General features: G+C 66.7%; 22 protein-coding genes and 1 pseudogene. 8 read left to right on the forward strand and 15 right to left on the reverse strand.

Annotation, left to right across the window (positions count from 1 at the left end):
- Nucleotides 1-63 precede the first annotated feature (63 nt).
- Nucleotides 64-369, reverse strand: a complete 306-nt coding sequence (locus AC6I6X_RS13640) for a DUF7977 family protein (protein WP_497931070.1) — start codon at nt 367-369, stop codon at nt 64-66.
- 77 nt (nt 370-446) lie between these two features.
- Nucleotides 447-1487, reverse strand: coding sequence for a zinc-binding dehydrogenase (locus tag AC6I6X_RS13645; protein WP_497931071.1), 1041 nt, complete (start codon nt 1485-1487; stop codon nt 447-449).
- A 96-nt stretch (nt 1488-1583) separates the two neighbouring features.
- On the opposite strand from AC6I6X_RS13645, the gene AC6I6X_RS13650 reads away from it, so the two are divergent.
- Nucleotides 1584-2150, forward strand: coding sequence for a MogA/MoaB family molybdenum cofactor biosynthesis protein (locus tag AC6I6X_RS13650; RefSeq protein ID WP_497931072.1), 567 nt, complete (start codon nt 1584-1586; stop codon nt 2148-2150).
- The gene (locus AC6I6X_RS13655) at nt 2147-2959 is read left to right on the forward strand and encodes a 5-formyltetrahydrofolate cyclo-ligase (RefSeq protein WP_497931073.1); all 813 of its coding nucleotides are present in this window, start codon (nt 2147-2149) and stop codon (nt 2957-2959) included. The genes AC6I6X_RS13650 and AC6I6X_RS13655 overlap by 4 nt, the downstream gene beginning before the upstream one ends.
- A 414-nt stretch (nt 2960-3373) precedes the next feature.
- Here the strand turns inward: AC6I6X_RS13655 and AC6I6X_RS13660 are convergent, their stop codons facing one another.
- The 5 genes from AC6I6X_RS13660 to infB all read right to left on the reverse strand — a co-directional run bounded on the left by AC6I6X_RS13660 (nt 3374) and on the right by infB (nt 8653).
- Complete coding sequence (locus AC6I6X_RS13660) at nt 3374-3700, reverse strand: DUF7126 family protein (RefSeq protein ID WP_497931074.1); 327 nt, start codon at nt 3698-3700, stop codon at nt 3374-3376.
- Complete coding sequence (gene guaA, locus AC6I6X_RS13665; RefSeq protein ID WP_497931075.1) at nt 3697-4614, reverse strand: glutamine-hydrolyzing GMP synthase; 918 nt, start codon at nt 4612-4614, stop codon at nt 3697-3699. Before guaA ends, AC6I6X_RS13660 begins: the two co-directional genes overlap by 4 nt.
- Nucleotides 4614-6287 (reverse strand): glutamine hydrolyzing CTP synthase, encoded by a 1674-nt coding sequence (gene pyrG / locus AC6I6X_RS13670; RefSeq protein ID WP_497931076.1) that lies wholly within the window; start codon nt 6285-6287, stop codon nt 4614-4616. The genes guaA and pyrG overlap by 1 nt, the downstream gene beginning before the upstream one ends.
- A 133-nt stretch (nt 6288-6420) precedes the next feature.
- Nucleotides 6421-6774, reverse strand: coding sequence for a hypothetical protein (locus tag AC6I6X_RS13675; RefSeq protein ID WP_497931077.1), 354 nt, complete (start codon nt 6772-6774; stop codon nt 6421-6423).
- Nucleotides 6775-6853: 79 nt separating this feature from the next.
- A complete protein-coding gene (infB, locus tag AC6I6X_RS13680; RefSeq protein ID WP_497931078.1) occupies nt 6854-8653 on the reverse strand; it encodes a translation initiation factor IF-2 in 1800 nt (599 codons plus the stop codon).
- Between the two features lie 170 nt (nt 8654-8823).
- Between infB and AC6I6X_RS13685 the strand changes: the two genes are divergently transcribed.
- Complete coding sequence (locus tag AC6I6X_RS13685; protein WP_497931079.1) at nt 8824-9069, forward strand: PRC-barrel domain-containing protein; 246 nt, start codon at nt 8824-8826, stop codon at nt 9067-9069.
- Nucleotides 9070-9073: 4 nt separating this feature from the next.
- On the forward strand, nt 9074-9532 hold the full coding sequence (locus tag AC6I6X_RS13690; protein ID WP_497931080.1) for an NOB1 family endonuclease: 459 nt from the start codon (nt 9074-9076) through the stop codon (nt 9530-9532).
- Nucleotides 9533-9667: 135 nt separating this feature from the next.
- Here the strand turns inward: AC6I6X_RS13690 and AC6I6X_RS13695 are convergent, their stop codons facing one another.
- The 3 genes from AC6I6X_RS13695 to AC6I6X_RS13705 form a co-directional block, all read right to left on the reverse strand.
- Nucleotides 9668-10792, reverse strand: a complete 1125-nt coding sequence (locus AC6I6X_RS13695; RefSeq protein WP_497931081.1) for a CPBP family intramembrane glutamic endopeptidase — start codon at nt 10790-10792, stop codon at nt 9668-9670.
- A 183-nt stretch (nt 10793-10975) separates the two neighbouring features.
- A complete protein-coding gene (locus AC6I6X_RS13700) occupies nt 10976-11203 on the reverse strand; it encodes a DUF7860 family protein (RefSeq protein WP_497931082.1) in 228 nt (75 codons plus the stop codon).
- An 81-nt stretch (nt 11204-11284) separates the two neighbouring features.
- Nucleotides 11285-12580: a phosphoglucose isomerase-related protein gene (locus tag AC6I6X_RS13705; protein ID WP_497931083.1), complete on the reverse strand. Its 1296-nt coding sequence runs from the start codon at nt 12578-12580 to the stop codon at nt 11285-11287.
- Between the two features lie 122 nt (nt 12581-12702).
- On the opposite strand from AC6I6X_RS13705, the gene AC6I6X_RS13710 reads away from it, so the two are divergent.
- Together AC6I6X_RS13710 and AC6I6X_RS13715 are read left to right on the forward strand one after the other, a co-directional pair.
- Nucleotides 12703-13176 carry an MOSC domain-containing protein gene (locus tag AC6I6X_RS13710; RefSeq protein ID WP_497931084.1) on the forward strand — a complete coding sequence of 158 codons (474 nt, stop codon included), beginning with the start codon at nt 12703-12705 and terminating at the stop codon, nt 13174-13176.
- Between the two features lie 73 nt (nt 13177-13249).
- Entirely contained in the window at nt 13250-13723 is a 474-nt protein-coding gene (locus tag AC6I6X_RS13715) for a DUF5812 family protein (RefSeq protein WP_497931085.1), read from the forward strand.
- 43 nt (nt 13724-13766) lie between these two features.
- Here the strand turns inward: AC6I6X_RS13715 and AC6I6X_RS13720 are convergent, their stop codons facing one another.
- Nucleotides 13767-14162 carry a DUF7968 family protein gene (locus AC6I6X_RS13720; protein ID WP_497931086.1) on the reverse strand — a complete coding sequence of 132 codons (396 nt, stop codon included), beginning with the start codon at nt 14160-14162 and terminating at the stop codon, nt 13767-13769.
- A 116-nt stretch (nt 14163-14278) separates the two neighbouring features.
- Between AC6I6X_RS13720 and secF the strand changes: the two genes are divergently transcribed.
- Complete coding sequence (secF, locus tag AC6I6X_RS13725; RefSeq protein ID WP_497931087.1) at nt 14279-15154, forward strand: protein translocase subunit SecF; 876 nt, start codon at nt 14279-14281, stop codon at nt 15152-15154.
- Nucleotides 15151-16770 (forward strand): preprotein translocase subunit SecD, encoded by a 1620-nt coding sequence (locus AC6I6X_RS13730; protein ID WP_497931088.1) that lies wholly within the window; start codon nt 15151-15153, stop codon nt 16768-16770. Before secF ends, AC6I6X_RS13730 begins: the two co-directional genes overlap by 4 nt.
- A gap of 30 nt (nt 16771-16800) precedes the next feature.
- On the opposite strand, the pseudogene AC6I6X_RS13735 reads toward AC6I6X_RS13730, so the two are convergent.
- The 4 genes and pseudogenes from AC6I6X_RS13735 to AC6I6X_RS13750 all read right to left on the reverse strand — a co-directional run.
- Nucleotides 16801-16893 (reverse strand): annotated as a pseudogene (locus AC6I6X_RS13735) (DUF7563 family protein); the annotation flags it as partial.
- Nucleotides 16894-16984: 91 nt separating this feature from the next.
- Nucleotides 16985-17989 carry a sodium:calcium antiporter gene (locus AC6I6X_RS13740; RefSeq protein WP_497931089.1) on the reverse strand — a complete coding sequence of 335 codons (1005 nt, stop codon included), beginning with the start codon at nt 17987-17989 and terminating at the stop codon, nt 16985-16987.
- Between the two features lie 37 nt (nt 17990-18026).
- Nucleotides 18027-18713, reverse strand: a complete 687-nt coding sequence (gene rnhB / locus AC6I6X_RS13745) for a ribonuclease HII (RefSeq protein WP_497931090.1) — start codon at nt 18711-18713, stop codon at nt 18027-18029.
- A 136-nt stretch (nt 18714-18849) separates the two neighbouring features.
- Nucleotides 18850-20226, reverse strand: a complete 1377-nt coding sequence (locus AC6I6X_RS13750) for a tRNA pseudouridine(54/55) synthase Pus10 (RefSeq protein ID WP_497931091.1) — start codon at nt 20224-20226, stop codon at nt 18850-18852.
- Nucleotides 20227-20386 lie beyond the last annotated feature (160 nt).

The following is a 20386-nucleotide window of genomic DNA, read 5'->3' on the forward strand; positions in this document are numbered from 1 at the left end:
TTTTTCGACGCCGCGACGAACGCGGCGAGTAGCCGGTGCCGAGTACGCCAGGATGCCGTGCGATCAGGGCCGCGTCGTCGCCCAGACGGCGGTCAGCGCCAGCAAGAGGGCGGGGAAGAGCGGCAGGATCAGTAGCGCGAACCGGTAGCCCTCGGCACCGGGCGGGAACAGGAGGATCGCCACCGGGGCGACGACGAACGCGAAGACGATGACGGCGACGAGCGTCCAGCCGCGCCAGTCGAACTCCCGATCGGCCGTCTCGGGATGGGGCGGATCGCCGACCCGGTCGTCGGCCGACTCCCGGCGCGTCCCGTCCTCGTCGAACGCTCCGGGTTCGTGCACGTAGCCGCCGTCGTCGCTCGAGGTCACGGTCGACGGTTTCGGGCGCGAAAGCAAAGCCCTCACGGTTCCGGTATCGATCGCGGCCGAACCCGTTCGGCCGGGGCCTAGAGTTCGCTATCGGGACGCACGACGACCTTGCCGAAGCCCTCGCGGCCCTCGATGATCTCGTGGGCCCGGGGCGTCTCGCTCATCGGCATCACCTCGCGGATCGCGGGTTCGAAGGTGCCGTCCCAGACGAGTTCCATCACGTCGTCGACCTGACCGGGCGTCCCCATGGTCGATCCGATGATGTGTAGCTGGTTCCAGAAGATCCGCGGGATGTCCGTCTCGGGATTCGGTCCGGCGGTCCCGCCGCAGGTGACCAGCCGACCGTCCTTCGCGAGGCTCTTGATCGAATCGCGCCACGTGCCGGCCCCGATGTAGTCGACGACCACGTCGACGCCGCGGTTGCCCGTCTCCTCGCGCACCCAGCTCGCGAAGTTCTGCTCCTCGTAGTTGACGACGTGGTCCGCACCGAGCTCGCGGGCGTGCTGGAGCTTTTCGTCGGTGCTTCCCGTCGCGTACACCTCCGCGCCGGCGTAGTCGGCGATCTGGACGGCGGCGTGGCCGACGCCGCCGCTCGCCCCGAGCACGAGGACCGTCTCGCCCGGTTCGATGTCCGCTCGATCGATCAGCATCCGCCAGGCGGTCTGGAAGACGAGCGACGAGGCCCCCGCAGTGACCCAGTCGACCCCCTCAGGGACCGGGATCAGGTTGTCCTCGGGGACGGCGGCGTACTCGGAGTGGACCCCGGTGACGTGTTCGCCGATCAGGTGGAAGTTGACACAGAGCGTCGGATCGCCGTGGCGACAGAACTCGCACTCGCCGCAGTTAACTCCGGCGGTGAGCGCGACCCGATCGCCCTCCTCGAACCGGGTGACGTCGGGGCCCGTCTCCGCGACGACGCCCGCCATGTCGCTGCCCGGGACGTGGGGCATCTCGAGGTCGAGGGTCGGCAGCCCACGGCGGACCCAGACGTCGAGGTGGTTCAGCGCGCCCGCCTTCACGTCCACCAGAACCTCGTCCCGTCCGACCTCGGGATCGGGGTAGTCGCCGTACTCGATGACGTCAGTATCGCCGTGCTCGGTGATTTTGACCGCTTGCATACACGCGGACTGACGGAAACCGTGGGCATAACAGTTGGGCTGCCCGCCCGATCGGCTTGCCATGCGTTTTATTCGATCCCGGTGGAACGTCGAGGTATGAGCGAGCACAACGCGGACGCCACCGACGCCGGCGAGCGCACGTTCTGCGTCGGGATCGTTACGATCGCCGCCGATCGCGACCTCGCCTCGGACGAGGCCGGCGAAGCCGTCGTCACGGGGCTGGAAGCCGAGGGACACGAGATCGCCATGCGCGAACACGTCGGCACCGACTACGACAAGGTCCAGTCGATCGTCGAGCGGATGATCGAACGGGACGACGTCGACTTCGTGGTCACCGCCGGGGCGACGAGTATCGAACCCGACGACGTCACGCTCGAAGCCGTCGAACCCCTGCTCGAGCAGGAACTCACCGCCTTCGACGAACTGTTCACGCAACTCGGGTACGAACTGGTCGGCTCGCGCATCGTCTCGGCGCGGACGCTCGCCGGCGTCTCCGAGGAGGTTCTCGTCTTCTGTCTCCCCGGCGATCCGGACGCGGCCGCGCTCGCCATCGAGGAGATCATCCTCCCGGAAGCGGCCGCACTCGTCGACCTCGCCCGATCGGACCGGAGTTCCGACGTGGCCGACGAGGCCGATCCCGACGCGACCGGTGACGAGAGATGACCGGCGACGATCGAGCCGAGGATCGCAGTAGCGGCGATCGAACCGACGATCACAGCGACGACGACGATCACCCGACCGCGGTCGTCGACAAGGAACCCATCCGGCAGCGCGTCTGGGACGATCTGGAAGAAAGCGGCGTCGCCCGGTTCCCCTTCCCGCCCCACGGCCGCATTCCGAACTTCGAGGGCGCGGACCGGGCTGCCGATCGACTGGCCGACCAGCCCGAGTGGGAGGCGGCCGAAACGATCAAGACGAATCCCGACGCGCCGCAGTTGCCCGTCCGCCGGCAGGCCCTTCGGGACGGCAAGACGGTCTACATGGCCGTCCCCAGGCTCGCCGAGGAGCGGTGTTTCCTGAAACTCAATCCCGACGCGCTCGACGACTACGACGCGGCGACGACGGTCTCGGGATCGGCGACGCACGGCGAACAGGTCGGTCCCGAGGCCGTCGAACCGATCGATCTCGTCGTCTCCGGGAGCGTTGCAGTGACGACGGACGGCGGCCGCATCGGCAAGGGCGAGGGCTACAGCGACCTCGAGTACGCCGTCCTCCGGGACCTCGGGCTGGTCGACGACGAGACGCCGATCGCGACGACGGTCCACGAGCGACAGGTGATCGACGACCCGGTCGCGATCGGGGACCACGACGTCGCGATGACGCTGGTCGTCACGCCCGAGCGGACGCTTCAGCCACCCGTCGAGCGCCAGCCGACGGGCGTCGACTGGACGTTGCTCGACGCGGAACGACGCGAGGAGATTCCGATGTTACAGCGGCTTCGCGATCGATCTGACGGGTCACGTGAGGAATAATCGCAACTGACGGGTCGAAAACGCGTCCGGGGCGCGGGGACGCCCCGGGTGCCAGAACCGCGCGACGTCGCAGGCCGGTGCAAACGCCCACGAGGTCGAACGGGAAACGGTGTGGCAATGGTGGGGGAAGGGTGCTGTGGTGGGGTTGCTGGAAGTCACGGGACAAGGCTGTGGGTGCCTTCGGTGGGGTCTGCCCGTCGACCTCCACGCGAGGCTTGTGGCGGGACCCACTTGAACGGGGGAGACGGTATCGGAGTCTTATGTCGAATTCTCCCGAATTTAATTCGGGTTCAATCGATGGATAACCAGGTCGAGAAAGTTTATACCGCAGATGTAAGTGTTTATAATTGTTTTAAATTAACTTTATGCCGGGCTGACAGCTGGACGAGGGGCGACCGATCCGGAGGCGGTCCGTCAGCCAGTCAATTCTTCGGCGACGACGGTGGCGTCCATCAACTGCGGATCGATCGCGAGGTCGAGTTGGCCCTTGACGAACTCGGGGATGGTCTCTCGCGCGTACGTGACCGTCCGCAGGTCGTCGTTCAGGTCGTGTGCGATCGGGATGGTCGTCGCCTGCCCGACGTCGGTCAGGACGTACAGGGCGACCTCGCAGATTCCCGCCTCCTCGAGCGCGGGGCGCGAGACGACGCCTGTCACGCGGGTCACGTCGACGCCTTCGGCCTCGAGTGCGTCCGCGATGCCGTCCTCGTCCGGGCCGGCGACGATCGCGTCCATGCTCATTCGTACTCGATCGTCGCGGGCGGTTTGTGGGTCACGTCGTAGACGACGCGGGCGACGTTCTCGTTCTGGCCGGTGATCCGCGACTGAATCCGCTGGAGCGTCTCCCAGTCGATCTCCTGGGCGCGGGCGGTCATCCCGTCCCGGGAGTCGACCGATCGGACGGAGACGACCCAGCCGTGGACGCGGTTGTCGCCCTTGACGCCCGTGGCCTTGCCGATGACGGCCGCGAGGGCCTGCCAGGGCTCGTACTCCTCGAGTTCCTCCTCGACGACGTGGCAGGCGTGGCGGGCGACCTCGAGTTTCTCCTCGGTGACCTCGCCGATCACGCGCACCGCGAGTCCGGGACCGGGGAACGGCATCCGCTCGGCGACGAGTTCGTCCAGTCCCAGGTGTCGTGCGACCTCGCGAACCTCGTCCTTGTAGAGGTCGCGGACGGGTTCGACGATGCCCTCGAAGTCGACGACGTCCGGGAGTCCGCCCACGTTATGGTGGGACTTGATCCCGCCCTCGCTCTCGATCCGATCGGGGTAGATCGTCCCCTGGACGAGGTAGTCGGCCTCGGCGTCGTTCGCCTCGCGCTCGAACTCGCGGATGAACTGCTCGCCGATGATCTCGCGTTTCTCCTCCGGGTCGGTCACGCCCGCGAGCGCGTCGAGGAACCGATCTTTCGCGTCGACGATCCGCAGCGACTCCATGTAGTCGAACGTCTCCCGGATCTGGTCGGTCTCGCCTTTCCGCATCAGCCCGGTGTCGACGTAGACCGGGGTGAGCCGATCGCCGATCGCTTCATAGGCGAGGGCGGCGGCGACCGAGGAGTCGACCCCGCCCGAAAGGGCGATGACGGCGTTCGCGTCGCCGATTTCGTCTTCGATCTCTGCAACTGCCTCCGGGACGAACGTGTCCGTTTCTACCATCAGTGGGTTACCTCCGTTTCCGCATCGGTGTCCGCGTCGGCCGGCGTCTCGTCGGTTCGCTCGAGGACGGCCTCGACCAGTCCGAGGAACGGCGGACTCGGCTGACCCGGACGGGACGTGTACTCGGGGTGGAACTGCGTCCCGAGGAAGTACGGGTGGGTCTCGAGTTCGAGGATCTCCATCCGGTTGCCGGCGGTACCGGAGAAGACGAGCGGTTCCTCCTCGAACTGATCGAAGTACTCGGGATTGACCTCGTAGCGGTGGCGGTGGCGCTCCGAGCAGGACGTATCGCCGTAGAGGTCGTACGCGAGCGTCTCGGGTTCGATCACGGTCGTGTGCTCGCCCAGCCGCATCGTGCCGCCCATGTCCTCGACCTCGTACTGTTCCGGCAGGATGTCGATGACGGGATGGGGCGTCTCCTCGTCCATCTCCGCCGAGTGGGCATCCTCGAGTCCCAGCACGTTCCGGGCGTACTCGACGACGGCCATCTGGAAGCCGAGACAGAGTCCGAGGAAGGGCACGTCGTTCTCGCGGGCGTAGCGGACGGCCTCGATCTTGCCCTCCGAGCCGCGCATCCCGAAGCCGCCGGGGACGATGACGCCGTCGACGTCGTCGAGCTGACCGTCGTGGCCACCTGCCATCTCGCCGGCGGAGACCCAGTGGACGTTCACGTCAACCCCACACTCGAAGCCGGCGTGTTTCAGCGACTCGTGGATCGACATGTAGGCGTCCTCCAGGTCGTACTTGCCGACCAGCGCGACGTCGACCGACCCGTTCTTCTCGGTCGTAACGATCTCGCGCCAGTCGTTCGCTCGCTCGCCCTCCGGGAGCGCCTCGTCCGCGAGTCCGAACCGCTCCAGCACGTACTGGTCGAGCCCCTCGTCCTCGACCATCAGCGGGACGTGATAGACGTCCTCGACGTCCGGGTTCGAGAAGACCGCCTCGGTAGGAATGTCGCAGAACAGTGCGATCTTCTCTTTCGTCTTGGGATCGAGTCGGTCCTCGCAGCGGCCGACGATCACGTCGGGCTGGAGCCCGATCGATCGGACCTCCTTGACGCTGTGCTGGGTGGGCTTGGTCTTCTGTTCGCCGTTCTTCGAGTAGGGAACGAGCGTGACGTGGACGAACAGGACGTTCTCCTCGGGTTCCTCGTGGGCGAACTGGCGAAGCGCCTCGAGGTAGGGCATCCCCTCGATGTCGCCCACGGTGCCGCCGACCTCGACGATACAGACGTCGGTCCCCGCGGCGGCCTCGCGGATCCGTCGCTTGATGTCGTCGGTGATGTGCGGGATAATCTGGACCGTCTTCCCCAGGTAGTCGCCGGCACGTTCCTTCTCGATGACGTGCTGGTAGGTCTTCCCGGTGGTGATGTTGTGATCCGAGGTCATGTCGACGTCGAGGAACCGCTCGTAGTTCCCCAGGTCGAGGTCGACCTCGCCCCCGTCCTCCAGGACGTAGACTTCCCCGTGCTGGTAGGGGTTCATCGTCCCCGCGTCCACGTTGAGATACGGGTCGATCTTGACGGCGGTGACGTCGAACCCGGCGTTCTTGAGCAGACGGCCGGTGCTCGCGGCCGTGATCCCCTTCCCGAGTCCGGACATCACGCCGCCGGTGACGAAGATGAACTTGTTCCCCAGCGAGGGGTCATAATGAGTGTCCGATTCCGTCGGCATACCGACTGTCCGAGTGACGAGTTGAAAACGATTTCGGGACCGGATCGCCTCCGGGAGACGCTGTCATTCTCGCCCGTGACAGGTTCGAGCCGACGCGCGGCGTCCCCGTTCCAGCGATCGATCCGCCCGCCGGCTACCGGGGATTCTCGTCCTGCACCTCGACGATCGCGGCCCGATCGAACTCCTCGATGCCGCCCTCCATCCGGACCTGAATCGTTCGCCCGGGGAGATCCGATTCCCCCTCCGCGATCGACCCCTGCGGGACGGAGACGGCGGCGACTCCGTCGATCGTGACGGAGCGGCGCTGGATCGGGTCGCCCTCGTACTCGACGGTCTCCCACGTCTCGACGTCGAACTCGTCGAAGTCTTTGTCGAAGTACTCCTCGGAGTCGGGGTTCACCGCGTCCTCGGTCTGGGACTCGCCGGTCGTCCGGTTGTCGTCGAACTGGACCTCCTCGTGTTTGTACTGCCGGAGTTGTACGAGCACGGGCGCAACCACTACGAGCAGCGGGTTAATCCTGGACGGGGCAGATGCGTGGTCGGACGATTCGATCGACGGCCGACGGCTACTTGCCCCAGAACGGATCGCGACTGCGCTGCTTGTCGAGGTACATGTTCAGCGCCTCGAGTTCGTCGCCGGGGATCTCGCTCGCCAGTTCCTGTTCGAGGATCTTCGCGTGTTTCTCGGGGATCTCGGTCCAGAGTTCGTCGTCCTCCTCGATCTGGCGGCCGACGGTGGGGCCGTCGATCGCGACCGAGACCCGGTTGCCGGCGCGGGCCTCGTCGACGTCTTCGCCCTGTTCCTGGATGCCCTTGATCTGGCCGACGCGTTCGGGTTCGTTGCCTTCGAACTTCACGACGTTCGTGTTGTTCTGGACGGTGCCCGAGTTCACCTCGACGCCGACGACCGCGGGGTCGTTCTGGCGGAAGGTGTGATCCGGCAGGATCCGGAACCGGGCGGGCCGGACGATGTTCTCGAGGATGGTGTCCTGCTGGGCGCGTTCGATCTCCTCGACGTACTCCTCGTACTCCTCGATCAACTGGTAGATGACCTCGTCCGTAAAGATCGTCACGTCGTCGACCTCGGCGCGCCGATCGGCGTCGGACAGCACGTCGACGTTGAATCCGAGGATGACCTGCTGTTTTGGATCCTCCGCCGTCGAGGCCACGGAGACGTCACGGGGCGCGACGTCGCCCACTTCGGCGCGGACGATCGGCACCTCCGCGTCCTCCAGGGCGTCGGCCATCGCCTCCAGACTGCCGAGCGTGTCGGCCTTGACGACGACGCCCTCCTCGGCGGTGTCGACCGCGATGTCCGCGAGTTCGGCCTCGACCTCGTCGATGACGTCGTCGAGGTCGCGATCGCGGACGACGCGGACGGGTGCGCCGGCCATCGCGTCGCCGAGTTCCGGTGCGGCGACCTTGATCCCGGCGGCCGCCGAGACCTCGTCGACTTTCTCGAACCGGCTCTCGGTCCGGATCTCCGCGAGCGGGCGCGGCTGGAGCAGGGCCCGGACCTCGGTGACGATCGGATCGTTCTGTCCGCCGACGACGATTTGGTCGTCCGCTCTGATGGTGCCGTCGTAGAGGACGATGTCGATCGTCTTCCCGAAGCCCTTCTCCTCTTTGACCTCGAGGACGGTGCCGACGCCGGGGCCGGCGACGTCGATCTCCATCTCCTCTTTCATGTACCGCTGGGAGAGGCCCATCATGACGGCCAGCAGGTCCGGGACGCCCTCGCCGGTCATCGCCGAGACGGGCACGACGCCGACGTTGCGCTGGAAGTTCTGGACGCGCCAGTACAGGTCCGCGGAGAACCCCTCGTCGGAGAGGTTGCCGATGATCTCGTAGAGTTTCTCGTCGAGTCGCGACGTGACCCGATCGGACTGGGCCTCGTACGTGTCGTTGATCGGCGAGTTCTCGTTTTCGTTCCACCCCGGGACGGTGTCGATCTTGTTCGCCGCGACGATGAAGGGCGTCTCCGATCGGCGCAGGATGTCGAGCGCCTCGAGCGTCTGGGGCTGGAACCCGTCGTTGACGTCGACGACGAGGATCGCGATGTCCGCGAGCGCGCCGCCGCGGGAGCGAAGCGTCGTGAACGAGTGGTGCCCCGGCGTGTCGATGAACAGCAGTCCCGGGAGGTCGAAGTCGTCGGGGTCGACGAGTTCGCCCGCGATCGACGACACGACGTCGAGCGGGACCGCCGTCGCGCCGATGTGCTGAGTAATCGCACCTGCTTCGCCCTCGATCACCGCCGAGCCGCGGATCTTGTCGAGGAGACTCGTCTTCCCGTGATCGACGTGTCCGAGGACAGCGACGATCGGAGTTCGCAGAGATGTGGGGTCGTGTGTATCCGAATCAGACATGGTGACCACCCGAGAAGGTCTTGTCTAACGCGTCGGCGGAGCGGTAGTTAAACCCATCGTCATCCGTGCTCTCCGTCGAGCGCACGTCGCCGATCGATCGCGTCGGGAACGTGACAACGGCTCACAGCGACCCCGTGGTTTTTAATAGCGACTAGTAAGAACGGGTATGTATGAGCGATATACTCGCTGAAAACCTCTCGGGGAAGTCCGTCATGGGATCGGACGGAACTGAACTGGGAATGCTCTACAACATCACGATGGACCTCAAGTCGGGGAAACTCCACGATCTCGTCATCGAACCGGACGACGAACTGTCCCCCCGGAACGTCGACTTCGACCGCGACGACACCGGCCGCTTCCTGGTCTCCGTCGGCCGCGTCCAGGCGGTGAAAGACTACATCGTCGTCCAGCGCTAACGGTATGTACGTTCTCGACTCCTCGGCTTTTATTCACGATTTTCACACGACAGAACAGACTGCGACGATTCCGCTCGTCCGCGAGGAACTCGAAGACGAGAGCGCCTATCGCTACGACGCGATGGAAGGCTCCGGGATGCACATCCACATCCCGAACGAGGACACCACGGAAAAGGTCCAGCGCGCGGCGAAGGAATCCGGCGATTTCGGAGTCCTCTCGGAGACCGACGTTCGACTCGTCGCCGCCAGTTTCGAACTCGACGGGACGCTCGTCACCGACGACTACGCGATGCAAAACGTCGCCGAGAAACTGAACGTCGACGTCCAGGTGATCGCCCGCGAGGGCATCGAGGAACAGCGCCAGTGGCACTACCAGTGCCAGGGCTGTGGTCGGGAGTTCGACGAGGAGAAGGATCGGTGCCCGATCTGTGGCTCACAGCTCGCCCGGAAGAATCCGTCGTAGGAAATAGACTCTCGTTCTGATACAATCGCCAACAACCACGGCACGGGGAGCCGGTCGCAGGTAAACGACAGTCGCAGAAAATCGTGAGTCGCCGGTGAACGACGGGCGGAAACGATGGGCAAGCAGAAGCGATACTCAGGCGTAGGTGAAGTACAGGTTCGCGAATAGGATCGCGTTGTACACGCCGTGGACGAGCGCCGGCACGAGGAGATTCTCGGTGCGTTCGTAGAGCGTCCCCAGGACGATCGAGAGCCCGAAGATCACGGTCAGGCTGGCGATGATCTGTCCCGGGCCGGCGGTGCCGTAGGCCAGCACGTGGACGAACGCGAAGATCACGCTGGCGACGACGACCGCTCCGACGCGAGAGAAGGTCTCGTACAGCGATTTCTGGATGACGTTCCGGTAGAGCAGTTCCTCGAAGGGCCCGATGATCAGGATCGCGGCGGGGACCAGCACCAGCATGATCTCGGGGTTCTCCTGGGCCTGCTTGGCCGTCGAGTGGTCGGCGCTCTCGACTCCCGTCGACTGGAACAGGAACGAGATCGCAAACAGCGTGCCGAACAGGACGAGGAGCCCGCCGATCGTCCAGGCGAGTTCCCGTACCGTCGGGAGCCTGAGATCGAGATACGACCAGTCGTACTGCCGGAACGCGAGGTACCCCCCGGCGACGATCGCCGTCCCGAGCGCCATCCCGAACTGGCTGAGGACGGTCGCCTGAAACTGCGAGAGGGGCGGGCCGACGACGGCGAAGACGGGGAGTGCGAGCAGGATCGTCGCGACCTGCGCCGCGATCAGCCCCGAGAGTCCGACGACGAGCAGCAGCGTGACCTGGAGTCCGCGCGTCTTGAGCCCCCGGCCGCCGATCCCGAAGTAGTCGGCGACGCCGATCCCCGTGGCGACCCCCGCCGTGAGGAAGGCCGTGAACAACAGCGAGATCGACCACCCGATCGCCGGGAGCGTCACCGGAACGGACACGCCCTGGTTCAGCGCGTAGCCCGAGAGCAAGACGACGGCGAAACTCGACGCGGCCGCGATCGAGCCGGCGAGTCGGCGATCGATCCGACCGTGTCGACTGCCGAGAAAGGCGAGGACCGCCGCCAGCGCGAAGGCGACACCGGTCCAGACGATGGGATCGTCGACGCCGCGACGAACGGGGACGGCCATCGCGGCGACCGTCACGGCGGCGAGAACGGTCCCGATGGCCGGCGCGGCCCCGGAAGCGTACGGGCCGGCGTCGTCGGCCCGTGCGGTTTCGTTCATAGTACACCGTTCGTGCGTATCCACATATGATCTCCGCAACGCTACCGGGATGTCGGCATCCGCGAGGCAACCGGGATCAGCTCCGATGGTCTCCTCGCCTCCGCGAACGCACCGGATTCGGCTCCGGTCAGTCATCGGTTCGGTTCCGGGCAGTAAGATCACGGGCGTCCGCCCGGGAGCCGCTCACTCGATCAGCGGGAGCACGACGCCGAATCCGAAGACGGCGGCGAAACCGGTCGCGATGCCGAGCACCATCATGTCGACGGCGAGCGTGAGTTCCCACTCGGGGAGCGACCCGAACAGCTGCGTGCCGAGTCCCGCGATCGCGGCCCCGAGCACGAACATCGCGACGCCGAGGCCGAGTCCGCGCTTCGTCCACCGGGCGTAGTCGAGTCCAGTGTTGTACCCCATAGCGAACCCATCACCGAACCGAACTATGGATTTTTTGGGATCGGCGTTCGGCCGCCGACCTGCTCGCCCGATCGTCACCGGTCACCGCTCGATCCGGAGTTCCGTCTTCTCGGCGACCGCGTCGGCTTCCGCGAACTCGCCCCCGCCGAGCAGTCCCCGCGTGGCCTTCTTCGCCCACTCGACGGCCGGCTGTTCGAACGTGTTCACGCCGTAGAGTTCGCCCGCGAGCACGCACGCGGCTTCCATCCCGTATAGCAGGCCGCCGAGTTCGTACTCGTCGACCCGATCGATTTCGACGCGGACGTTCGGCCGGCCGGCGGCGGCGAGGCTCGCCTCGGTCGCCTCGAACTCCGCCGCGAGGAGGTCGCCGAGCGAGGCGTCGCCGAGATAGGCGAGGTCCGCGACGTCGGTGGCGGGGATCGATCGGTCCGCGGACCCCGTTGGCCTGACGAACGTGACGACCTTGTCTCGCGGGCCCGCGCGATAGAGCTGGAGTTGCGAGTGCTGGTCGGTCACGCCGAGCGCGCGAAGCGGCGTCTGGCCGAGGTCGTCCTTCCCGAGGCTCTCGGCCCACAGCTGGGCGAACCACTCCGAGTAGGTCTCGAGCGACTCGGCGTAGGGCACCATCGCGTTCATCCCGGCCCCGCGAGCGTCGAGCGCGTAGGTCGTCGCACCGTAGGCGTAGGCGGGACACTCGTAGAGCGACCCGGTGAGCGTCTCGGCCTCGGCGGCGGCCCCCTCGAGTAACGCGTCGAGATCGTGGCCGCAGACCGCCGCGGCGACCATCCCGACCGCCGAGAGCGCCGAGAACCGACCGGGGACACCGGCCGGAACCTTCAGCGACGGCAGGTCGTGCCGATCGGCGAGGTCGCGAAGCGGTCCGGCGTCGCCCGTCGTCACGATCGTTCGCTCGGTCCAGTCGACGCCGGCCGACTCGAAGGCGTCGCGAACGACGAGGAAGTTCGCGAGCGTCTCCGCCGTCGTTCCCGATCGAGAGACCACGTTGATCGCCGTGTCCTCGAGCGGGAGTCGATCCAGGTGTGCGGTGACCCACTCGGGGTCGACGTTGTCGAGGAAGACGGTCTCGGTGTCGCTTTCCAACGCGTCGACGATCGTCGCCGCTCCCAGCGAACTCCCGCCGATACCGATCGTGACCAGCGCCTCGGCGTCGGCGACGGGGTCGACGGCCGCGCGGATCGCGTCCGGGTCGGTCCGCTCCGGGAGATTGAGTGCCTCGTAGCCGTGCTCCGCGTTCGCCATCCCCCGCTCGATCCGTTCGTGTGCGTCCGCGACCTGCTCGTCCAGCCGATCGAGGGCCTCGCGCGAGACGCCCGGCGAGGCGACCGACGCGAGCGCGTTGCCGATGTCGACGTTCATACCTGTGCCGGCGACGGCCGGGTGTAAAGGCGTTCCGTCACGCGATCGATCGTCCGCGGGCGGCCGCGAGACCCCGTCCGGCGTCTCCAAAGGGTTTTGTCCCGATCGGCCGACTCCCGACCATGGACGCTCGAGGAACCGTCGAGGGAATCTACGTCGCGCCGGATTCGGGCGACCCGATGCGGGAACGCGACGCCGTCGAAGCGGTCGCCGGTCGGGGACTCCGCGGCGATCGGTACTTCCGCGAGCGGGGGCTGTACGACCGCCGCGAGGACCTGCCGGAGGCGACCGACGTCACGCTCGTCGAGCGGGAAGCCCTCGATGCGGCGGCCCGCGACGACGGGACGGAGCTTCGGCCGCGCGAAACGCGACGGAACATTTTGACGCGGGACGTTCCGCTGAATCACCTCGTCGATCGGGAGTTCAGGGTCGGAGGGGCGACGCTCGTCGGCGTCCGGCTCTGTGAACCCTGCGGGTACATGGAATCGCTCGCCGATACGCCGGGCGCAGTCGACGCGCTGGTCCACCGCGGCGGGCTGAACGCGAACGTCGTCGGGTCGGGGACGATCGCCGTCGGCGACGGCGTCGAGTTTTGAGGAGACCGAGTCGGGTGCAGGACGGGATTCGGAAGCCGAAACCCGGAAAACGGGGACCCACCTACCTCCTCCCATGAGCGAAAAGACGGGCACGTTCGTCGTCACCCACGCCGAGTCGGAGTCGGCCGTGGTCCGCGACGTCGAGACCGCACAGGTGCACACGCTCGCGACGAATCCCGGCCTCGACGTTCACGACGTCCTCGAGGGGACCGTCGCGCCGGATCCGCCGCTGGAGATCACGTGGCAGGTGGTCGAGGTCGAAGACCGACGATCGATCGACCTGATCGATAGCGACATGGAGCCGACGACACGGGAGAAGTCCCTCGCGGAGGAGGCCGACGTCGGCGACCTCGTCACGGAAGAGCGGGCCGGAACCGGGGAGATTCACGTCCTCTGTCTCCCGGAAGACGAGGTGGAGGCCGCCGCGCAGGACGTCCTCGACGACGAGGAGACGATCGCACGCGCGGCACGGCTCGAGGCGGTTCGGGTCGAGGTGCGCCGATCGGTCGACGACGGCGTGGTGAGCGTGCGGTACCTGCCGGATTGAGTTCGGTGAGCGGTTCGAGACGAGCGATCGGGGCCGGAAGCGGTCAGTCCTGATCCGGACTCCCCGCGCTCTGGACCTGCCAGCCGCCTTCGATCCCGCAGGCCTCGCGCACGTCGTAGCTGATCTCGGTGTCCGCATCGACGCGTTCGCCGCCGTCGACCCGTTCGACGCGCAACGGCACGTCGAGCGTGTTGCCACAGCAACCGACGCCGACGAACTCCTCCCAGACGTCGCCCTCCCGGGCCCGCTCGCGAGTTTTTCTGAGGAACGCCCGGAACGACGGCTTCTCGACCTGGAAACGGCCCCAGTCCGAGAGATCCGACGGGTACGAAACGACGATCCGGTCGGCGCGGGGGGATGCGTCCGACGGTTCGTCGGCGAGGTCGCCCTCGGAGTCCGGTTTCGGCGATTCGGACGCTGGGCCTGGTTTCGACGTCATGTTCCTGCCTACGTACTCGAGAGGCTTCAGGGCGTCGCGGTTCGGCCGTAGTAATCTTCGTGGATGTCACAGAAATTGAGAAGGCTTACACGGGCCGACCAACAGTGGACGGGTATATGGGGTACTTCGACGTACCGGAAATCGACTACACCCGGTACAGTAACCGGCAACTCGCGGCGGTACCGGTCGCTGTTCTGTTCGTCGCGCTGGCAGTGATCGGCGGCTGGTACATGTTTACCGGTGCACCGGCCAACTACGGAATCGAGTTCGGCGGCGGCACCGAGATGACCGTCGAGACGTCGACGCCGGGGAGCGAGATCCCGGCCGCGTTCGACGAGGACCCGTCGACCGTCCAGCAAACGGCGGACGATCGGTACATCGTCCAGTTCACCGAGACCGACCAGGACGCGTTGCGATCGCAGGCCGAGGAGAACCTCGAACCGACCGACTCCGGCAACGACGTCGTCCAGTCGCTGTCGGGCGTCTCCGAGAGCTTCGGGGACCAGCTCAGGACGACGGCGCTGTTCGGAGTTACGATCGCGTTCCTCGGGATGAGCGTGATCGTGTTCCTGCTATTCCGGACGTTCGTCCCGTCGATCGCGATCGTCCTCTCGGCGTTCTCCGATCTCGTGATCCCGCTCGCGTTCATGAACCTCGTCGGGATCGAACTCACGCTCGGTACCGTCGCCGGACTTCTGTTGCTGATCGGGTACTCCGTCGACTCGGACATCCTGCTGAACAACCACATCCTCCGGCGGAGCGGTGACTTCTACGAGAGCACCCACCGGGCGATGCGGACCGGCGTCATGATGACGGTGACGTCGATGGCGGCGATGCTCGTCATGGCGGTCGTCGCGTACGCGCTCGGAATCGGGCTGCTCGCGTCGATCGGGATCATCCTCTTCGTCGGACTCGCGGCCGACCTGATGAACACCTACATGCTCAACCTGAGTCTCCTTCGCTGGTACAAGTTCGAGGGGGTGCGACGATGAACGTCAGGGACACGATCGTCTCGAACTGGCGCGTCCTGCTGTTGCTCGTCTTCGTGGCGTTCGCGCTGTTCGCGCTGTTCGTCCCCGGCGGCGTCTTCGCCGAACAGAATACCGCGGGCGAGCAGGCGGCAAACGAGAGCGTACAGGCCGACGACGGCTGGACGAACCTCGTCTACGGGCTGGGACTCGACGGGGGGACCCGGATCAGCGCGCCCGTCGTCGGCGTGACCGCCGAAGACGTCGAACTGGCTGATTCCGCCGACCCGGGCACGGTCGAGAGCGACGTGGCCGCGGAACTCGACGTCGAGGCGACCGACGTGCGCGTCGAACGTACCGACGACGGTAGCTACACCACCGAGGTGTTCGTGAAGAACGTCTCCACCGACGATCTTGCGGGCGCGCTCGACGCCGCCGACAGCGCCGCCGACTACGGCGAGGTCCGGGACGGCGTCACGCAGTCGACGCGCGACGACACGGTCCAGGCGATCGACTCGAAGATCAACGAGGCCGGCCTGTCGGGCGGGGACGTCTCGGAACGCTCCGGGACTACTCCGCAGATCGTCGTCGAGGTCCCCGACCGGGGCGACGACATGAACGAACAGGAACTCCGTGAACTGCTCACCGAACGGGGCGTCGTGACGGTCGTCGCGTACTACCCCGAGAACGGGACGCAGGTCAACGAGACCGTCCTCGAGCGGGACGACTTCGCGTCGATCGGCTTCGCGTCGTACGAAGAGCAGCGGGACCAGCACTACGTCTCCGTCACGCTCACCGACGAAGCCGCCGAGGAGTACCAGTCGAAGATGAACGAGTACGGCTTCACCGGTGAGGGCGTCGGCCAGTGTGGGATCCACGACCGACAGGCCGGCGAGTTCGACTTCGATCACGAGAACGACCAGTGGTGTCTAGTCACCGAGGTCGACGGCGAACCCGTCGACGCTCACAGTATGGGAGGCGACCTCGCACAAGGAATGCAGGACGGCACGTTCGAGAACGATCCCTCGTTCCGGATGATCGTCCCGTCCCAGGAGGAGGCCTACTCGCTGTCGGTCAACCTCCGTGCGGGCAGCCTGCCCGCGCCGCTGGACTTCGAGAAGGGCGAGGTGTTCTCGATCCAGCCGGCGCTGGCCGACGACTACAAGCTCTACTCGCTGTTCATCGGCCTGCTCTCGGTGCTGACGGTCAGCGGCGTGGTCTACCTGCGGTACACGAACGCCCGGGTCGCGGCACCGATGATCCTCACCGCCCTGTCGGAGGTGGTGATCCTGCTCGGCTTCGTCGCGCTGATACGCATGCCGCTGGATCTCTCCCACATCGCCGGGTTCATCGCCGTCGTCGGGACGGGGGTGGACGACCTCGTCATCATCGCCGACGAGGTGATGGACGAGGGCGACGTCAGTTCGCGGCGGGTGTTCGAGTCGCGCTTCCGCAAGGCGTTCTGGGTGATCGGCGCCGCCGCTGCGACGACGATCATCGCAATGTCGCCGCTGGCCGTGCTGAGCCTCGGCGACCTGCAGGGGTTCGCCATCGTCACGATCCTCGGCGTCCTCGTCGGGGTGCTGGTCACCCGGCCGGCCTACGGTGACATTTTGGAGCACCTGCTGACCGATCGCTGACCGCCCCATTTTCGCTGCTTGCTCGGATCGACACCGCGGACACCAGTCGACGGTCCCGTCGTCACCGTAGACGCGCGCAAAATCGATCGAAACCGGGTTTTCGCACTGCATACAGATCGGCATCACCGTAACTGATCGCCGCGACGAGCAAAGGGGCTCAGCCTGCGACTGCGACGACGGGTCCCGGCGGCGTTCGATTCCGGCCCGACGCGACTCAGTTCGGAACGACCGACGTCAGCCCGACGCTCTCGAGGACGATCCAGCCGACGAACAGGCCGTACAGCACGAGCAACGTCCAGGCCTCCCGCTCCGTGAGGAGCATGTTCGTCCGCATGACGGTGAAGAAAACGATCGTCGCGAGGATCAGGAACGCCATCATCGGCACGATGTGGGGGAACGTGATCGTCAGGGAGCCGGCGACGAGGACCCCGAGCGGGACCGCGACCAGCAGGTCGAAAATGTTGCTCCCGAGGACGTTCGCGAGGCTGACCGTCGCCCGGCCACCGCGGGCGGCGACCACGCTGACGAACGCGTCGGGGATGCTCGACCCGGCGGCGACGACGACCATCCCCCAGAGGAACGCGGGAGTGCCGAACGCCTCGCCGAGGCCGATCGCGGCCCGGACGAGACCCTCGACGCCGACGACGATGAGCACCAATCCGAGGGCGAACCAGCCCCACGACCGGAGGAGGGGTACGTCCGCCGGTTCCGGGCCTCCCTCGGTGAGATCGAGGTACTGCGTGAACAGGTAGAGGACGTACAACCCGAGCGGGAACAGCGCCAGCGGGCGCGTCACGGTCCCTTCGAGCCCCCCGTCAGAGAGCGGATAGTAGATCACGGCGAGCGAGAACGTCAGCAGGAGGCCCGCGACCGCGAGCATGTAGAACAGCGCCTCCTTGTACACCAGGTCGCGGTTCGTGTCCATCGTCCCCCCGACCAGCGCCGCCACGCCGGGGATCACGAGCAGGTTGAACACCGCCGAACCGACGATCGCGCCCACGCCGAGTTCGAACTCGTTGTGTAACAGCGTCGCGACGAGGACGCTCGCCAGTTCGGGCATGCTCGACCCGACGGCCGCGATGACCGCACCCTGGACGATCCCCGGGGCCCCGTATCCGGCTGCGAGCGTGTTCGCAGCCTCTTCGAGCCACGTGCTTCCCTTCCAGACGACGATCGTGGCACCCGTCGCCAGCCCGAAGAGAACGAGGACGTCTATCATGACAGTCACTCTGAGAAACGCGCGCTTAAATCCGCCCCTACGGATCGATCGACGAAGCGCTCGAGAACTGTCCGAGACCCGTCTGTTCGGCCGCGGCGAGGACGTCCTCGCAGGTCGACCACGACGCGCGGGCGACCGGCGGTAATTCGCCGTGGTCGGCGACGTAGCGCTCGAGGAACTCGCGGGTGGTCGGATCGCTCGGGTAGCCGCTCCCGATCGGGCCGTACTGCTCGGCCAGTCGGGCGACGTGGGCGTCGCGTTCGACCTTGGCGACGATGCTCGCTGCGCCGACGATCGGTGACTCGTCGTCGGCGCCGTGTCTCGCGTCGACGTCGACCGGGACCGCGCAGGCGTCGGTCACGCGACCCGCGAACCGATCGGCGTCGGTGTCGCAGGCGTCACAGAGACCGGTCGGGGTGTCGGCGTCGGACCCGGGATCGTCGGGGAGGGCCGCCTCGATCGCGTCGGCGTGGGCCCGCACCGTCAGCGAGTTCATGTCCGTCGCCGGCTCGTCGATCCGATCGGTCGTGATCTCGCCGACGCCGACGCGGATCCGATCGTCCTCGCGCAGGACGGCGGCCAGTTCCTCGCGCCGATCGGGCGCGAGTCGCTTCGAGTCGGCGATCCCGTCCGGGAGCGCGTCCCGATCCGCGACCCAGATCGCGGCCGCGAACATCGACCCGATCGCCGGCCCTTTCCCCGCTTCGTCGACGCCGAATGGCATGTACCGATCCCTCGTTGGGGGGCACAAAAGTCGTTGTGACTCGCCGTCGGGGGCTCATACGGACTGCTGTAGTCAATTACCGCCGATCGTCGATCCCGTCCTGGTGATCGGCGGTACATAGTTACAGCAATCCGTATCAGTCGGTCGCTTCGACGGCGTCCTCGGTTTCGCCGCGTGGCTCGTCTCGGAAGTACGCCTCGAGTTCGAACGGTTCGTCCTCGCCCTCGACGCCGGTGACGTCGAGCGCCGTCACCTCGGCGTCCGTCTCGAGGAGTCCGGCGAGACTCGGCACCGTCCGGCCGTCGTCGCTGCTGATCAGTTCCTTGATGTAGAGGCCGCCCTCGCCGTGGACCCGGACCTCGGCCACGGTCGGCTCGCGGAGGTCGCCCTCGATCGCGTACACGGTCCGCTCGCGGGTCAGGTTCGCCCGTCGGTGATCGACCCGCTGGGGCGTGTACTGCTCGACCGCGGCCCCGTCGAGCGCCTCGAGCGCGTCGTCGAAGGCCGCCTCGTCGATCGGCTCGGCGAATTCGACGTCCGCGCGGTAGTGCTTGCTCGCGTCGTGTTCCTTGACCCGTTCGACCATCTCGTAGGTCGCCAGCCGGAGCCCCTCGACCTCGACGCGTCCCTCGGCGGCCTCGTTGATCTCGCGTTCGAGTTCGGCCGGATCGGGATCGCGCTTGCGCGGGCGCTTGACCTCGAGGACGAACGGCCGGCCCTCGTCGAGCATCCGGGCGTCGACGTCCTCGCGGCCCGCGCCGTGGAAGGTACCCTCGTCGCCGTCCATCGCCTCAACGACGTGCGGGCGGACCGTCTGTTCGACGCTGGTGTCGTACATGTAGCCCGAGCCGTCGCAGTAGTCGCAGGGCTCTTCGCCGTCGTCGCCGAGTTGGACGCCGCTGCCGCCACACTCACGGCAGGGCCACTCCGTCTGCGGAATGTCCCGCTCGAGTTTCCGGTAGCGGCCGTAGACGAACGCCGGGTTGACCTGCAGGTCGATCGCGTGGCTCGTCACGTCTCCGTCCGCGAGCACGTCGAACGGGTCGAAGCCCTCGAGATCGACGACCGCGAGCACGTCCGGCCGCTCGAAGCCGACCTCGGCGCCCGTTTTCGCGCCGACCCGCCGACCCACTTCGCGGTTCATCTCGCGTTTGATCGACTCGCCGCCCTCCGGATCGAGGTCGGCGTCCTCCCGGAGGAGGCGCTCGTTCTCCTCGACCAGCGGCGGCACCTGCGTCCCCACCTGGTAGGTCTCGAACTCGATGCCCGCCAGGGCGTCGACGATCGTCTCGGCGATCGCGTCGAAGGTGCCACAGTAGCCCTCGCAGACCCAGCACTCCTCGGGGTCGTCGGGGTCGAAGTCGGCGTCGTCTTCCATCGCGACCGTCGTTCGCAGCGCCCGGCCGCGCTCGGCGTTGGTCAGCCCGAAACTCCGCTCGGCGAAGGGACGGCCCAGACAGGAGTCACAGACCGGTCCCGTCGCCAGCAGCGCACGGGCGTCGTCCGTAAGCATGGCCGTGACTCGGGCGGCCGCGGGTAACACGTTTTCCCTTCGGGTCAGCACTGGCGTCGACGGCCGACCAACGCGGCGGTCGGCCAGCGCGGCAGCCGACGATCGGGCGACCAACGCGGCAGCCGACGGCCGTCAGGCCCCCACGATCGTCGAGGGATCG

The sequence above is a fragment of the Halosolutus sp. YCN4 genome (genome assembly GCF_059736495.1).

Excerpts from the sequence above, each read along its gene's own strand:
- AC6I6X_RS13645 (WP_497931071.1), bottom strand. The coding sequence starts at position 1,487 with ATGCAAGCGGTCAAAATCACCGAGCACGGCGATACTGACGTCATCGAG.
- AC6I6X_RS13650 (WP_497931072.1), top strand. The coding sequence starts at position 1,584 with ATGAGCGAGCACAACGCGGACGCCACCGACGCCGGCGAGCGCACGTTC.
- AC6I6X_RS13655 (WP_497931073.1), top strand. The coding sequence starts at position 2,147 with ATGACCGGCGACGATCGAGCCGAGGATCGCAGTAGCGGCGATCGAACC.
- AC6I6X_RS13660 (WP_497931074.1), bottom strand. The coding sequence starts at position 3,700 with ATGAGCATGGACGCGATCGTCGCCGGCCCGGACGAGGACGGCATCGCG.
- guaA (WP_497931075.1), bottom strand. The coding sequence starts at position 4,614 with ATGGTAGAAACGGACACGTTCGTCCCGGAGGCAGTTGCAGAGATCGAA.
- pyrG (WP_497931076.1), bottom strand. The coding sequence starts at position 6,287 with ATGCCGACGGAATCGGACACTCATTATGACCCCTCGCTGGGGAACAAG.
- infB (WP_497931078.1), bottom strand. The coding sequence starts at position 8,653 with ATGTCTGATTCGGATACACACGACCCCACATCTCTGCGAACTCCGATC.
- AC6I6X_RS13685 (WP_497931079.1), top strand. The coding sequence starts at position 8,824 with ATGAGCGATATACTCGCTGAAAACCTCTCGGGGAAGTCCGTCATGGGA.
- AC6I6X_RS13690 (WP_497931080.1), top strand. The coding sequence starts at position 9,074 with ATGTACGTTCTCGACTCCTCGGCTTTTATTCACGATTTTCACACGACA.
- AC6I6X_RS13695 (WP_497931081.1), bottom strand. The coding sequence starts at position 10,792 with ATGAACGAAACCGCACGGGCCGACGACGCCGGCCCGTACGCTTCCGGG.
- AC6I6X_RS13700 (WP_497931082.1), bottom strand. The coding sequence starts at position 11,203 with ATGGGGTACAACACTGGACTCGACTACGCCCGGTGGACGAAGCGCGGA.
- AC6I6X_RS13705 (WP_497931083.1), bottom strand. The coding sequence starts at position 12,580 with ATGAACGTCGACATCGGCAACGCGCTCGCGTCGGTCGCCTCGCCGGGC.
- AC6I6X_RS13710 (WP_497931084.1), top strand. The coding sequence starts at position 12,703 with ATGGACGCTCGAGGAACCGTCGAGGGAATCTACGTCGCGCCGGATTCG.
- AC6I6X_RS13715 (WP_497931085.1), top strand. The coding sequence starts at position 13,250 with ATGAGCGAAAAGACGGGCACGTTCGTCGTCACCCACGCCGAGTCGGAG.
- AC6I6X_RS13720 (WP_497931086.1), bottom strand. The coding sequence starts at position 14,162 with ATGACGTCGAAACCAGGCCCAGCGTCCGAATCGCCGAAACCGGACTCC.
- secF (WP_497931087.1), top strand. The coding sequence starts at position 14,279 with ATGGGGTACTTCGACGTACCGGAAATCGACTACACCCGGTACAGTAAC.
- AC6I6X_RS13730 (WP_497931088.1), top strand. The coding sequence starts at position 15,151 with ATGAACGTCAGGGACACGATCGTCTCGAACTGGCGCGTCCTGCTGTTG.
- AC6I6X_RS13740 (WP_497931089.1), bottom strand. The coding sequence starts at position 17,989 with ATGATAGACGTCCTCGTTCTCTTCGGGCTGGCGACGGGTGCCACGATC.
- rnhB (WP_497931090.1), bottom strand. The coding sequence starts at position 18,713 with ATGCCATTCGGCGTCGACGAAGCGGGGAAAGGGCCGGCGATCGGGTCG.
- AC6I6X_RS13750 (WP_497931091.1), bottom strand. The coding sequence starts at position 20,226 with ATGCTTACGGACGACGCCCGTGCGCTGCTGGCGACGGGACCGGTCTGT.